12 protein-coding genes are annotated in these 14,127 nt (G+C 53.0%); 9 read left to right on the top strand and 3 right to left on the bottom strand.

Going from position 1 to position 14,127, the window contains the following annotated elements; all coding sequences use genetic code 11:
* The coding region (locus tag AC5JO6_RS16485; protein ID WP_496082155.1) for a hypothetical protein at positions 1–209 on the top strand (209 nt) is incomplete at its 5' end.
* Positions 210–274: 65 nt separating this feature from the next.
* On the opposite strand, the gene ribH is transcribed toward AC5JO6_RS16485, so the two are convergent.
* Both ribH and psbZ read right to left on the bottom strand, forming a co-directional pair.
* Positions 275–850, bottom strand: coding sequence for a 6,7-dimethyl-8-ribityllumazine synthase (gene ribH, locus AC5JO6_RS16490; protein WP_496082156.1), 576 nt, complete (start codon positions 848–850; stop codon positions 275–277).
* Positions 851–978: 128 nt separating this feature from the next.
* Positions 979–1,167, bottom strand: coding sequence for a photosystem II reaction center protein PsbZ (gene psbZ, locus AC5JO6_RS16495; RefSeq protein WP_496082157.1), 189 nt, complete (start codon positions 1,165–1,167; stop codon positions 979–981).
* Between the two features lie 316 nt (positions 1,168–1,483).
* On the opposite strand from psbZ, the gene AC5JO6_RS16500 reads away from it, so the two are divergent.
* From AC5JO6_RS16500 to AC5JO6_RS16535, 8 genes are all read left to right on the top strand, one after another.
* The gene (locus tag AC5JO6_RS16500) at positions 1,484–4,450 is read left to right on the top strand and encodes a CBS domain-containing protein (protein WP_496082158.1); all 2,967 of its coding nucleotides are present in this window, start codon (positions 1,484–1,486) and stop codon (positions 4,448–4,450) included.
* Positions 4,451–4,590: 140 nt separating this feature from the next.
* Positions 4,591–6,060 (top strand): serine/threonine protein kinase, encoded by a 1,470-nt coding sequence (locus tag AC5JO6_RS16505; protein ID WP_496082159.1) that lies wholly within the window; start codon positions 4,591–4,593, stop codon positions 6,058–6,060.
* A gap of 196 nt (positions 6,061–6,256) precedes the next feature.
* Entirely contained in the window at positions 6,257–6,583 is a 327-nt protein-coding gene (locus tag AC5JO6_RS16510) for a DUF6825 family protein (RefSeq protein ID WP_496082160.1), read from the top strand.
* Positions 6,584–7,023: 440 nt separating this feature from the next.
* Positions 7,024–8,736 carry an ABC1 kinase family protein gene (locus tag AC5JO6_RS16515; RefSeq protein WP_496082438.1) on the top strand — a complete coding sequence of 571 codons (1,713 nt, stop codon included), beginning with the start codon at positions 7,024–7,026 and terminating at the stop codon, positions 8,734–8,736.
* A gap of 47 nt (positions 8,737–8,783) precedes the next feature.
* A complete protein-coding gene (locus AC5JO6_RS16520; RefSeq protein WP_496082161.1) occupies positions 8,784–9,521 on the top strand; it encodes a PP2C family protein-serine/threonine phosphatase in 738 nt (245 codons plus the stop codon).
* Between the two features lie 115 nt (positions 9,522–9,636).
* Positions 9,637–11,268: an MFS transporter gene (locus AC5JO6_RS16525; RefSeq protein WP_496082162.1), complete on the top strand. Its 1,632-nt coding sequence runs from the start codon at positions 9,637–9,639 to the stop codon at positions 11,266–11,268.
* Between the two features lie 62 nt (positions 11,269–11,330).
* A complete protein-coding gene (gene moaA / locus AC5JO6_RS16530) occupies positions 11,331–12,317 on the top strand; it encodes a GTP 3',8-cyclase MoaA (protein ID WP_496082163.1) in 987 nt (328 codons plus the stop codon).
* A gap of 6 nt (positions 12,318–12,323) precedes the next feature.
* Entirely contained in the window at positions 12,324–12,539 is a 216-nt protein-coding gene (locus AC5JO6_RS16535) for a DUF6887 family protein (RefSeq protein ID WP_496082164.1), read from the top strand.
* A 10-nt stretch (positions 12,540–12,549) separates the two neighbouring features.
* On the opposite strand, the gene glcD is transcribed toward AC5JO6_RS16535, so the two are convergent.
* A complete protein-coding gene (gene glcD, locus AC5JO6_RS16540; RefSeq protein ID WP_496082165.1) occupies positions 12,550–14,031 on the bottom strand; it encodes a glycolate oxidase subunit GlcD in 1,482 nt (493 codons plus the stop codon).
* Positions 14,032–14,127 lie beyond the last annotated feature (96 nt).

Consider the following 14,127-nt stretch of genomic DNA (forward strand, 5'->3'; position numbering starts at 1 on the left):
CATTAGAGTGCTCCCTTTCCCACGTTGAACCCCACACTGAACTCCTCAACCAAAACAAACCAACCCAACCCCTCACCACTCCCTACGCCTGTAATTGGCTGGTTGTTATGTTTCGCAAAATCTTTAAATCGTGCTTCTTGCGTTCTGTTAGACGGATCACGATGCATTGTTTGGCTGTTGCTAGAGTAGTGCGGTTTGACGAACAGTGAATGCCTGTCTCTGGTTCGTATAATTAGAAAGACAGCAAGCACGACAACACTATAGGTGGCGCCTCTCAAGTGGCTGGCTCGGCAGCAGCATCCCTCATGACGGTAGCATCAAGCGTAGGACTAGCGCCTGGACTTAAGTGATTGTTAGGGCTGCCCGTTATAGCGCTGTTTACCTGCTTCATCAAGCTTGCCATCTCTAGCGCGCTCATTGCATAATTCCAGCCTAGATTGCTTTTGATGCCTGCCCTTTCTAAGGCTTGCTGCATTGTGTCCGTTGTAAGTACACCAAAAATTACGGGTACTCCTGTCTGGAAGCCTGTGGCAGCAATTCCTTTAGAGACCTCTGCTGCCACATAATCGAAATGAGGTGTTTGCCCTTTGATGATTGCACCGAGGCAAATGATGGCATCGTATCGGTTTGATAAGGCAAGCTGACGAGCTACGAGAGGCACTTCAAAGCTTCCAGGAACCCAGGCATAGTCAACCTGTGTACCATTCGGATTGGTATCAACGCCATGACGCTTGAGGCAATCTTGGCAACCTTCCAACAGTTTGCTTGTTACCAGGTCATTAAAGCGACCGATCACGATCGCAAACCGCATCTGTTCTATCCGAGTGAACGTTCCTTCAAAAACTGCCATTTTTGCTTATCTATTAAAGAGTTTCCCCATCAGGCTAAAGCGCGTAAAGCATTTGCTTTGGGCTGATGGGGGATATGCTGATCTTAAATCAGTGTTTTTATTGTGGTGCAAATTGCGAAGAGATAGGTTTAGACAACTAAATAGTTAAGTCCTCCTACCAGCAGCACTAGAGCTGTCCATGCGGCAGCACCAAGAAAGATAAGCCGCCTGGACTGACCCCAGTTTTGCGGCGTTGCTAGAGCGACAGGCACACCTACAACCAGCAAAAAGGACAAGATAACTAGAGCAGCCAGGGAAATCTGGAAGACGATGGTCATATTTCCGCTTCTCCGATAGAGCGATTGATTAGGCAAAGAGGGCATTAATGCTGACGATCGCACTCATCCCCAACTAGTAAACTATCAGAAAACTGTACCTATCTGACAGGAGGATTTGAGGGCTAAGATGGCAGCTTGAGAAAGTGGAAGCGGTGAGTGGGTAAGCATTGGAAGCAGGGTGAGTCATGCAAAACCTAAAACTCAAAGCTCAAAACTATCCAATGTCTCCTCACCCCCTCAGCTTCCTTCTGTCGGATCTCCATTTCTCAGCTTTTGCATTCCTCCAACCCCTTACCTTCTCAGCCTCCCACTCCCAATGAAGCTTATCTTGTGCCACACCACGGCTGATTTTGACGCGCTGGGGGCTGCCGTTGGGTTGACGCGGTTACAGTCTGGGGCGCGCATTGTGCTGGCGGGTGGGGCGCATGTAGCCGTGCAAGATTTTTTGACGCTACATCGTGATGAGTATGCGCTTATAGAGCGTCGATCGGTGAACCCAACGGAGATTCAGTCGATCGCTGTTGTCGATACGCAGTTTCGCGATCGCTTGGGAAAAACAGCAGAATGGCTCGATTTACCCGATGTTGCTCTTTCGGTCTATGACCATCATCCTGGCGCTGAGTCAGATCTTCCAGCAGCGCAACGTCACGTGGAAGCGGTTGGGGCAACCACTACGTTGATCGTGGAAGCGCTTCAGGCGCAGCAACTCACACCAACGGTTGCCGAAGCAACGGTAATGGCGCTAGGCATTCATGTTGATACAGGTTCGCTGACGTTTGACCAGACGACTGCACGCGATGCCAAGGCACTGTCATGGTTGATGGAGCAGGGAGCCAGTTTACGAACGATCGCTCACTATGCCAATCCTGGTTTGGCTCCTGTATTACAGCCGTTGCTCACAACCGCTCTGGGGTCTCTACAAACGGAGACGGTATACGGTCGCGCGATCGGCTGGGTCATGCTGGAACTGGACGGCTTTGTACCGGGATTATCCAGTCTGTCATCCCACCTGATGAGCCTGACCGACATTGATGCCTTGTTGCTGGCGGCTCACTACTGCAAGCACGCTGACTGTCATACAAACCCTAATGAGCGTCACGCTAGCGCTTTAACTGTAATTGGGCGATCGCGCCTTGATGGGACAAATCTAAATGAACTCTTCAGCGCGATCGGAGGCGGTGGACATCCTCGCGCTGCGTCAGTCAATCTGCACGGGGTTGATCCCCAGGCAACGTTGGCTCAACTGGTTGCTCAACTCAAAGCGCAAATAGCTCAACCGCCTGCTGCACGAGATCTCATGTCATCGCCTGTCCGCACCATCCGCCCTGACACCACGATCGAAGAAGCTCAGCGCCTTTTGTTGCGCTACGGGCACTCAGGTTTATCGGTTGTGGATACTGCTGGACGGCTGACTGGCATTATTTCGCGTCGTGATCTGGACATTGCCCTACATCATGGCTTTGGGCAGGCTCCTGTGAAGGGTTACATGTCCACCAACCTCAAAACGATTACACCTGAAACAGCCCTGCCCGCGATCGAAGCGCTGATGATGACTTACGATATCGGTCGCTTACCTGTGCTGAATCAAGGCGAGTTGGTCGGTATTGTGACTCGCACAGATGTTTTGCGGCAGTTGTACAAGCAGGTAAGGAGTGAGCAGGAGAGGGGAGAGGTGACAAGAGAAACTGTCTCATCCATGCCCCTACAACGTGAGAGCAACCTGCACCCCTCACTCCTCACTCCTCACCCCTCTCTCCTCCAAACCCTACGTCAATGCCTTAACCCTGAACTGTGGCGACTGCTAACTGTGGCGACTGCGGAAGCTGAGCAACGAGGATGGCATCTTTACCTTGTTGGCGGTGCCGTACGGGATTTGCTGTTGGCGATCGCTGTGGGGCAAGCAACGACGGGCACACTCCTGCTAGAAGACGTGGATTTGGTTGTAGATGGGTTTCATCAGGCAGCAACTGTTGGTGCAGGTGTAGCGATGGCGCGATCGCTCCAAGCGCTCTACCCTAATGCCCGTTTGGAGGTTCACGGCAAATTTCAGACTGCCGCGTTACTGTGGCACAATGACCCACAGCTTAAATCCCTCTGGGTCGATCTGGCGACTGCGCGCACTGAGTTTTATCCCTATCCAGCAGCCAATCCAGAGGTGGAAGCCAGTTCTATCCGTCAGGATCTGTATCGTCGTGACTTCACCATTAACGCGATGGCACTCCGGTTGACAGAGCCACATGCAGGCGAACTGCTCGACTTCTTCGGCGGTGTGCTCGACCTGCAAGCAAAACAGATCCGCGTGCTCCACGCCAACAGCTTCATCGAAGATCCCACGCGGATTTACCGGGCTGTCAGGTTTGCCGTGCGTTTAGGCTTCCAGCTTGACGCTCAAACAGAAGGGTACATTCGCTATGCGATCGCCAGTGGCGCTATCGGTCACGTTCGAGATCGGACTGTGGACGATCCCATTACTGCCCCTGCTTTGCAAACTCGCCTCAAAGCAGAACTCAAATACATTCTCCAATCGTCCTACTGGGAACCTGCGTTACAAGAGCTATCTTCTCTAGGCGCATTACAGTGTATTCACCCTACCTTAGAGATGGATGATGCACTGTGGCGGCAGTTGCGATTGGTCGATCGGGGGCTGAAGTGCTTAAGAAGTCGAGCGTCAGGCGACAGCGGTCAGCGGTCAGCAGTCAGCAGTCAGCAGCCGGATTCGACTCAAAATCTCAGCTCACCGCGAAGTGGAAACCAGCTACATTCCTTAGCTTTTACCCTTTTCTCTCTGCCCCCTCTCTGGCTGGTACGGCTCGAAGTCCTGCTGGCACACCTCGCGCCAGAGTATCGTGGCACCGTTGCTACCAATCTTCAGCTACCGACTGATAGTATCGATCGCCTGCACCAGCTAGACCTCATCCAAACAAGGTTGACAGCGACACTACCGGACTGCCAGCATCCCAGTCAGATAGTACAACTGCTCAAGCCGTATGATCCGCTGCTGTTAGCGTTCATTGCGATTCGTAGTCGCCCTAATTCACCCCGGCAAACCGTCGGGGCAGAATCACCGCGCGGCAAAATTTGGCTCTACCTCACCGAGTGGGCTACTCTTAAACCACCCTTAGACGGTAACGATCTAAAGGCACTTGGTCACAAACCGGGACCGCAGTTCAAAGCGATTTTGGAGGCACTGACGGCTGCTACTGTAGACGGTGTGATTCATACCCGTTCTGAAGCAGAAGCGTTTGTAGCGAAACAGTTTGGGCAGATGAGGGGTGAGGAGTGAGGCATTAGAAAGTTTTGAGTTTTGGGTTCCAGGTTCTGAGTGGCTCCCCCTACTTCCCCACTCCCGACTCCTCTCTCTCGCTCTAGCCTCAGGTTGCCATGAAGCGTTAGCATAATCACGACCTCTGGGAGTGAATGCCCATGAATTTGACTGCTGGTACGACGTTGCAAAACGGTAAGTATGCCCTCCAAGACCCCTTAGATCAGAGTGCTTTGGGGATCACATTTAGGGCGATGCAAGCGCCATTGCACCAGTTGGTTGTGCTGCAAACATTGCGGACACAGCCGCAAACTGATGTTGCTCATTTGAAGCGTCGGTTTGTTGAAGAGGCGCAGCGGTTTGCACAATGCCAGCATCCTGGTTTAGCCAGGGTCTTAGATGTGTTTGAGGAATCTGGGCTACCCTTTGTAGTCATGGATAATGTTGCGGGTCAAACGCTGGCGGAACGGGTACGATCGCGAGCACCACTGCCAGAATTGCAAGCAGTGCAGTATATTCGGCAAGTGGCTTCGGCGCTTAGCGTTATGCACCACCAGGAGCTACTGCATCGGGATGTCAAGCCAGAAAACCTGGTGCGTCCGAAAGGCGCTTCGTTCGTCGTGCTGACGGGTTTTGATCTGTCACACTATGCAGTGCTGGGTGTACCAGACAGCTCAGAGTCTCTGTCACCCTATGCGGCGATCGAACTGCATCAACGGCAGGTGAACCTTACGGCTGCTACCGACATTTATGCCCTTGCCGCAACTCTATACTTTTTAGTGACGGGGCAGGAACCGATCGCAGCCTCCCGTCGCCAGCAACTACCGCTGACCCTGCCGCGCCAACTGCAACCGCAACTCAGTGCCGCGATCGAACATGCCATTCTCAGTGGTATGGCGCTTAACCCGCAGGAGCGTCCACAGACGATCGCTGCCTGGTTAGCACTCTTGCCCGAACAGCAGCCAGCGCCTACGGGACAAGCATTGACGAGCGGTTCTGTGCCGCCTCGTGCCGCGATCGCTTTGCCCAGTGCAGCGGCAGCGTCTAATGGCTCTAGTCGCCCCACGTCTCCTCCGACTCAAGCACCTCTGGCTCAAATCTCTCCGGTTCAAGCACATGCAGCCCAGCCTACCCACAGCGTTGCCTCTTTAGCACAGCAGTCTATGCCTCACTCGGCTAGGGTGTCTAAGAGTCGGTTACCGAAAGCCTTGATGATGACAGCGGCGATCGCGATCGCCGCTGGTTCAGGTTTGGGACTGGCACTACGCTTTAGTGCGGCTCATGGCATTGGTCCTACGCTGTTTCAAACCAACCAAGACTTCCCGCCCGTGCAAAATTGGCCCTTACAAGCGACCCCCGCTGATTTTTCTACAGCTCCAGAACCGCCCGAACCAGATCCCATACGCGATTTTGCTCCGGAGCGACCTCTGAGAGTCAAGGCTGCACCATCACCAATACCGAAACCAGTACCCTCACCGACGGAGACGATCGAGCCAACACCAGCACCTGCTCTTAGTCCATTCACCCCGGTTGCACCACCATCGCCTCTTCCTACTAGCCCTGTCCTGCCCAACGAACCGATGCCGCGCCCAGTGCCATCTGTCCAAACTCCAGCCAGCCCACCCCTTTAACGGTTCAAATAGGTGCAGCCACAGAAGGGATGGTTGCCCTCTTCAAGCGATGGCTAAAATGCAAGCGTTGAGGTCGGTCTTACCTGGTCTATCGCAACCTGAATGGTGATTCACTTCTCTGCTGTTCAAATTAGCCGTCTATTGGGCAGGCAAGCTATAATGCCGAGTAAACGCAGCACTTTAGCAGAGAGTTTCTATGAGTAGCCCCTTTGATGCTTTCTTTATTGGTAGAGCGCTAGCTGAAGCTGTTTATGAGCAAACAGAGCGAGTTCTGACAGACACCTTAAGCGAACTGGGTAAATTTGACGCAGAGCAGCGAGAGCGGCTGCGCGAGTTTACAGAAGGTGTGCTGGCACGAGCTGAGCGGGAAGCCGCCGCTGCAAAGCAGGGACGCACAACGACCGCGATCGTGCCGCTGGGTACCCAGCCAACCGATTTACAAGCCACAATCGACGAGCTTCGGGCAGAAGTTGCCCAACTGCGATCGGAGCTAAAGCGCTACCGCAGTAGTAGCCCAGCATAATCACCTGTGCTGTTGTTGGCAGACATCGTTTTGATAAATCAGTTACATTCAGTTACATTAGAAACAACGATTTAGGAATTCGAGTGTCTGTTTCTTCCCACGACTCCGACCCCTCAAAGCAATCTGCGGAGCCTATAGCTGGTGCAAACTTGCACCGAAAGGGTGTAGATGCTTCCACTGGTCATCGGGTACCAGGTTATGCTCTTGATCCGGTTGGCAACAGCAACGGTAGCGTTGCGCCGATCGACCTGGGCGATCGTTCTGCTCCACCAGTGGTTGTGTCAACGTTGAGAGACTCTACATTTTCTGAAAACACTACAGCATCAGACCACGTAGAGCCACGCAAACCTGTACTGGCTGAAGAAGCCGTAGCGCAGGCTTATGAGTCACCCGCCAGAGAACCATCTACCGGAATCGGGCGGGTGACTGCTGAGGCTTCAATGGGGCGGAGCGATCGTCACGCCAAACCAAAACCTTACGGCGACAAATCGTACCGTTGGAGTCGTGAAAACTACTCTCGTTTGGGTCGCACTTACGACATCCAATCGTTTGTCTGGCTACTGCTTTTCTCACAATGGCTCTACAAAAAGCCTTGGAGCTATCCCGGTGGCATGACCGAGGAAAAGCGGAAGTTGCGTCGCCGCAATCAGGCTATTTGGATTCGAGACACCTTGCTCGACTTGGGACCAACGTTCATCAAAATTGGTCAACTTTTCTCTACTCGTGCTGACCTCTTTCCCACTGAGTACGTTGAAGAACTGTCTAAGCTGCAGGATAGGGTGCCAGCGTTTAGCTACGAGCAGGCGAAAGCCATGATCGAACAAGATTTTGGGAAGCCTATTCAGGCTCTTTACCAGAGTTTTGACCCGATCCCGCTAGCAGCGGCGAGTTTAGGGCAGGTGCATCGAGCACAGCTTTACTCTGGCGAAGAAGTTGTGGTCAAGGTGCAGCGTCCTGGACTGCTCAAGCTGTTTAAGATCGATTTGGCAATTCTGAAAGGCATTACTCGCTACTTTCAAAGCCACCCTGAATGGGGCAAAGGTCGAGATTGGCTGGGCATTTACGACGAATGTTGCAAGATTCTCTATGAGGAAGTGGATTACCTCAACGAAGGGCGCAATGCCGATACGTTTCGGCGCAACTTTCGGCAGGAGGGTTGGGTCTATGTGCCTCGCGTTTACTGGCGCTATGCATCGCCAAGAGTGCTGACGCTGGAATACCTTCCAGGCATCAAAATCAGTCACTATGAGGCGCTTGAAGCGGCTGGACTCGATCGCAAATCTCTTGCCCAGATGGGTGCAAAGGCATATCTGCACCAGCTACTAAACGATGGGTTCTTCCATGCTGATCCCCATCCTGGCAATATTGCTGTGAGTCCTGATGGTTCGCTGATCTTCTACGATTTCGGCATGATGGGACAGGTGTCGATCCTGACGCGTGAGAAACTGCTGGAAGTCTTTTTTGGTGTGGCACAAAAAGATGGCGATCGCGTCGTTGCATCGCTGGTCGAACTGGGTGCGCTCGCGCCAACTGATGATATGGGTCCCGTGCGGCGATCGGTGCAGTTCATGCTCGACAACTTCATGGACAAGCCGTTTGAGAACCAATCGGTCAGCGCCATTAGCGATGATTTGTACGAAATTGCATATGGGCAACCCTTTCGGTTCCCAGCGACCTTTACATTTGTGATGCGTGCGTTTTCTACCCTCGAAGGCGTGGGTAAAGGACTAGACCCAGACTTTAACTTTATGGAGGTTGCAAAACCTTTTGCAATGCAAATTATGGCAAACGGTAATCCTTCCTCGGATGCAAACAGCATCTTGAGCGAGTTCAGTCGGCAGGCGGCTCAAGTGAGCAGTACGGCGCTGGGGCTACCGCGTCGCATTGAGGACACTCTAGACAAACTGGAGCGAGGCGATATCCGGGTTCGCGTACGATCGCTTGAAACGGATCGAATTCTCCGACGGCTCAGTGGCGTTAATATGGGGACTAACTACACGCTGCTGGTATGTGCGTTTACCCTTTCGGCAACGGTTTTGGTCTCTACTGGTCATGTTTGGTGGGCACTGCTGCCTGCGGTTGCGGCAATGGTGGCTGCGATCGCCTTCGTACGCTTGATGATGCGTCTGGATCGTTCGGAACGGATGCCATAATGATGCTCTTAGCCTGTAATGGTCACTGACAAAAGCACAGTCCATCTATGAAACGCTTTTTCACAGGTCTTACGGATGTAGGGCTTCTGCGTTCTGTGAACCAGGATGCTTACTATCTTGATGTGGAGGGGCGCTTTTTCATCGTGGCGGATGGCATGGGCGGACATGCAGGCGGACAGGAGGCTAGTCGTCTAGCGACTCAGGCAATCCAAACGCACTTACTTGACTGTTGGGAGTCCGCTGAAAGCTCACAATCGCTGCTTGAAGCAGCATTCTTCAAAGCTAATCAGGCGATTTTGGCGGATCAGCGCTGCTACCCAGAACGATCGGATATGGGCACTACGGCAGTTGCCATTATGTTTCGAGGCGAACAGCCTTGGTGTGCTCACGTTGGGGATTCACGGCTTTATCGGCTGCGTGGCGCGAAGCTGGAACAAATTACTGAGGATCACACCTGGGTCGCACGAGCAACGAAAATTGGTGAGATTACGCCCGATCAGGCGCGCAGCCATCCCTGGCGACATGTTCTGTCACAATGTTTGGGGCGTGAAGATCTAGATCAGGTTGATGTGCAAGCGCTGTCGGTGCAGGGCGGCGATCGCCTGTTGCTATGTAGCGATGGTCTCACCGAAGAACTTTCTGACCAACTGATTGCATCACACTTAAAGTCTATTCGTGCTTGCGAACGAGCCGCGATCGCCTTGATTGACGCTGCCAAAAATCATGGTGGGCGCGATAATATCACGGTGGTTATTGTCGCGATCGACAGTCCATCAACGCGATAGCTAATAGTGCCGCAGATTTATGCCTACCGGACGGTGTTATTCATTGCTGCACTCTTTATGGTGCAAAAGATTACCTGAACCTCGTAGCGATTTTATTGAGACATGAGAAGGTTCGTTGAAAGAAAACGTTCTGTTGAAAGCAGTGAGGCTAGAACTGATCGCACCTGAATCGTCCCTAGAGCAACAGACTCACGAGTTGATATCGGTTGCTGCATTGCCTATTGTGCAGCCACCATCACCGATCGCAGCTAAACGGGCGATTCGCACTAGTCTGACTGCCTCGACTCTAGACGGAGTGTTTGCCACCATTTTCTCAAATGTTACTAGCGGCGTGTTGCTGAGTAACTTCTTGGTGGAACTGCACGCCAGCCCTACAGAAGTTGGGTTGCTGTCGTCGATGCCGATGCTGGCGAATCTGATCCAGCCATTGGGCGCATTTCTGGGCGATCGCACCACTAGTTGTCATCACTATTGCCTCTGGGTCTACGGTCCGTCACGACTCCTCTGGCTAGTGCTTGTGGCTGGTATTGGCTTTGCTAGCTGGCGAGGTGTGGATACACAGCTTTTAGTCTGGTGGACTTTGGCGATCGTCTGCCTCACTCACTTTATTGGCGCACTGGGCAGCGCTTCGTGGCTGAGCTGGATGGCAGCTCTCGTACCACGCCGTTTACGGGGACGTTATTTTGGGCTTCGTAATAGTGCTGCCAGCCTGACAAATCTATTGTGCGTACCGCTGCTTGGTTTTGCAGTCTCAACCTTTCCTGGTGGTTCCGTGCGAGGCTTTGGCGCAATGCTAGTACTCGCTGTTGTTGCAGGCATGATCAGCCTGGGCTTTCAGTTTCTGATGGTGGATGTGAACCCGCAGCGGCAGCAAGAAGGGAGTCGGGAGTCGGGAGTTGGGAATGGGGAAGACATAGAGGTACAAGGATGCGAAGCGGGTAAAGGTGAAGAAGTAGAGGGCACCAATCAAACCCTGGAATTCGATACTCAACGCTCAGACGTTGAAAGTACTCACTCCCCACTCCCTACTCCCCACTTCCTACTCCCGTCCTTTTTGAAAGACAAAAATTTCCTCTTTTTTCTCCTCTACTTCAGCGCGTGGATGTTTGCGGTGAACTTAAGTGCGCCATTTTTTAACTTGTATATGTTGGATAATCTGGCGATCGATGTCAGTTGGGTCACGGTCTACAACAGCTTGCAAGCAGGCGCAACGATGGTGATGCTGGTCGTTTGGGGCAGACTTGCCGATCGCGTGGGCAATCGTCCGCTGTTGCTTGCAGTCGGAATTTTGGTTGCGATCTCGCCGCTTTTCTGGCTGGGAACAGGCGCGAACTCACTTTCTCTCTGGCTATGGCTGCCGTTATTGCATATCCTGGCAGGCGCAACATGGGCTGCGATCGATCTGTGCAGTAACAATCTCCAGCTCGGCGTAGCGCCAGCTCAGCAGCAGGCGACGTACTTTGCGATCGCGGCGGCTGTTGCGGGGATCAGTGGTGCTCTGGGTACCACAGTCGGGGGCTTTCTGGCAGAATTTAGAGACTATGGGGGTATTCCGGGACTGTTTGCGCTGTCAGCGATCGTACGGTTAATCGCACTCCTGCCGCTCATCCTGGTACACGAGCAACGGGGACAATCGCTACAGCAAATGACCCGCTTACTGTTTCCCTCCAAAGCAGAGCCAGTTCTGGAGTCAGCCTTAGAGCCAATGTTGGAGCCAGTAACTGCTGATGTTCCCCCATCCAATTGAATCCCCGCCCAATTGAATGATGTGACACACCGAACAGCAGCACGATCCGCCACAATGGAAGCATGAACCAGGTTGACTATCTCCGCATTAGCCTTGTCGATCGCTGCAACTTCCGCTGTCAGTACTGTATGCCCGAAGGTGCAGACCTGACCTATGCGTTGCAGCAAAATTTGCTCACCCAGGATGAACTACTGCTTTTGTTGCATGAAGTGTTCATTCCTACAGGCTTTACCCGCTTTCGGCTGACAGGCGGTGAACCGTTGATTCGTCCAGGCGTGGTGGACATTGTACGGGCGATCGCCCAGTTTCCCGAAACTCAAGATCTGTCCATGACTACGAATGCCTTCTTGCTGGCTGGGATGGCACAAGCTCTTTACGACGCAGGCTTACGACGCATCAACATTAGCCTGGACTCGCTGCAACCAGAAGTGTTTGATCAAATTATCGGTCATCACGGACGCTCACGCTGGCAGCAAGTGTGGGACGGTATTCAGGAAGCGTATCGAGTTGGCTTCAATCCACTCAAGCTTAATGTAGTGGTCATTCCTGGCGTGAATGATCAGGAAGTGTTGGACTTGGCAGCCTTGAGTATCGATCGCGCATGGCATATCCGCTTCATTGAGTTCATGCCGATCGGCAACAATTACCTGTTTAGCGATCGCGGTTGGGTTAGCTCTGAAGCACTCCGGCAACGCATTCGCGATCGCTGGGGACTAACCGATGGGCAGGTGCGTGGCAACGGTCCCGCCGATGTGTTTCAAATTCCTGGCGCAAAAGGCACGCTCGGCTTTATTAGCCAAATGTCTGAATGCTTCTGCGATCGCTGCAACCGAATGCGCCTTTCTGCCGATGGTTGGCTGCGTCCCTGCCTGCTTAACGAAACGGGGCAGCTTGATTTGAAGGCTGGACTGCGATCGGGCGTGCCGCTCCATGAACTCCGCCAACAGGTGCGCGATTTGCTCGAACTCAAACCCGAAATTAACTACAAAGAACGCGATTCTGGCACCACAGGCACCTACAGCCGCACCATGTCCCAAATCGGTGGATGAAACTCCATGAGTCAACCCAACTTTCAAGAGATGAATCGCAAGGAATTGCTATCCTATTTCTTTGAGTATCGGGATGATCAAACAGCATTCTATGCGCTTATGGACAGGCTTAAGGCAGAACCTGCTTTAGTAACGATGCCGCCACCAACTTCGTTAGATGAAACCGAAGAACTGGGAAAGATTTTGGACGACATTCGCAAAAAGCGCCAGCAGGAAGAGTGAGGGCGATCGGCTAAAACTGTTCCACGCCCTCAAATTGTTTTGCCACGCCTGCACCTGCCCCTTCACCACAGGTACGCGGTGTGGGAAAGATTTTGCCAGGGTTAGCAAGTTCTTTTGGGTTAAACGTCTGGCGTACCCATTGCATCGTTTCCAAATCAGCAGCAGTGAACATTTCGGGCATGTAGCAACGCTTATCAGCGCCAATGCCGTGTTCGCCTGAGATGCTGCCGCCGACCTGCACACAGAGCTTGAGAATCGCGCCACCCAATGCTTCCACCTGTTCTAAAGCACCCGGCACAGCATTGTCGTAGAGAATTAAGGGATGCAAGTTGCCGTCGCCTGCGTGAAACACATTTGCCACGTTGTAGCCGTGCATTTCGCCTAAGGTGGCGATTTCTTTCAGCACATATTCCAGCTTGGTACGGGGAATTACGCCGTCCTGCACGTAGTAATCGGGGCTGATTTTGCCCATAGCGGCAAAGGCGGCTTTGCGCCCCTTCCACAGCGTCAACCGCTCATCAGCATCGGTGGCAATTCGCACGCTACGAGCGCCATTTTGACGACAGATGGCTTCAATTCGCTGGCTGTTGGTTGCTGCTTCCACTTCCAGCCCGTCAACCTCAATGAGCAGAATTGCTTCGGCATCGCGGGGATAGCAGTTCGTACACACGACATCTTCCACCGCGTTGATGCTGAAGTTGTCCATCATTTCCATGCCGCCGGGAATGATGCCAGCGCTGATGATGTCTGAGACAGTTGCACCTGCGGCTTCGATACTGGTGAAGTCTGCCAGCAGGACGCGCACAGATTCAGGCGCTTTGAGAATCTTGAGGGTGATCTCGGTGGCGATGCCGAGGGTGCCTTCTGATCCCACAAATAGTCCGGTGAGATCATATCCCGGCATTTCGGGGATGGTGCTACCTACATCCACGATCGCACCATCCGGCAAAACCAACTTCAGCCCCAACACATGATTCGTGGTCACACCATATTTGAGGCAGTGAACGCCACCAGAATTTTCGGCGACATTGCCACCAATGGAACAGATGATTTGGCTGGACGGGTCAGGCGCATAATAAAAACCAGCGCCGCTCACAGCTTGCGTCACCCAGTTATTGATCACTCCAGGCTGGACGACAACTCGCTGATTTTCCAGGTCAATATCAAGAATGCGCTTCATCAGCGCTGTGACAATGAGGACGCAATCATCGGTTGGCAGCGCACCACCGGAAAGTCCTGTGCCAGAACCACGAGCAACGAAGGGGATGGAGTGTCGATCGCATACCTTCACCACAGCGGCTACATCTTCGGTAGTGCGAGGCAACACGACGACAGACGGACGATTGCGATAGCTCGTCAGCCCATCACATTCATAGACCAGCAGCTCCTCACGTTTGCGAACCACACCGTTTTTGCCCAAGATTGCCTCAAACTCGCGGACGATCGGCTGCCAATCGCGTTTTGTATCCTGCTTAGGTTCTTGGGTGAGCATGGGAGTGGGGAGTGGGGAGTGGGGAGTGGGGATTAGGAGGCAGGGGGAGCAAGGGAAGCAGGGGAAGCAGGGGAGAGTTTTGAGTTTTAGCCTTTA

Source organism: Tildeniella sp., assembly GCF_059505325.1.

Bases quoted from the DNA above. Each gene is read 5' to 3' on its own strand.
- AC5JO6_RS16515 (WP_496082438.1), top strand. From the start codon at position 7,024: ATGGGGCGGAGCGATCGTCACGCCAAACCAAAACCTTACGGCGACAAA.
- AC5JO6_RS16500 (WP_496082158.1), top strand. From the start codon at position 1,484: ATGAAGCTTATCTTGTGCCACACCACGGCTGATTTTGACGCGCTGGGG.
- AC5JO6_RS16505 (WP_496082159.1), top strand. From the start codon at position 4,591: ATGAATTTGACTGCTGGTACGACGTTGCAAAACGGTAAGTATGCCCTC.
- psbZ (WP_496082157.1), bottom strand. From the start codon at position 1,167: ATGACCATCGTCTTCCAGATTTCCCTGGCTGCTCTAGTTATCTTGTCC.
- glcD (WP_496082165.1), bottom strand. From the start codon at position 14,031: ATGCTCACCCAAGAACCTAAGCAGGATACAAAACGCGATTGGCAGCCG.
- moaA (WP_496082163.1), top strand. From the start codon at position 11,331: ATGAACCAGGTTGACTATCTCCGCATTAGCCTTGTCGATCGCTGCAAC.
- AC5JO6_RS16535 (WP_496082164.1), top strand. From the start codon at position 12,324: ATGAGTCAACCCAACTTTCAAGAGATGAATCGCAAGGAATTGCTATCC.
- AC5JO6_RS16510 (WP_496082160.1), top strand. From the start codon at position 6,257: ATGAGTAGCCCCTTTGATGCTTTCTTTATTGGTAGAGCGCTAGCTGAA.
- AC5JO6_RS16520 (WP_496082161.1), top strand. From the start codon at position 8,784: ATGAAACGCTTTTTCACAGGTCTTACGGATGTAGGGCTTCTGCGTTCT.
- ribH (WP_496082156.1), bottom strand. From the start codon at position 850: ATGGCAGTTTTTGAAGGAACGTTCACTCGGATAGAACAGATGCGGTTT.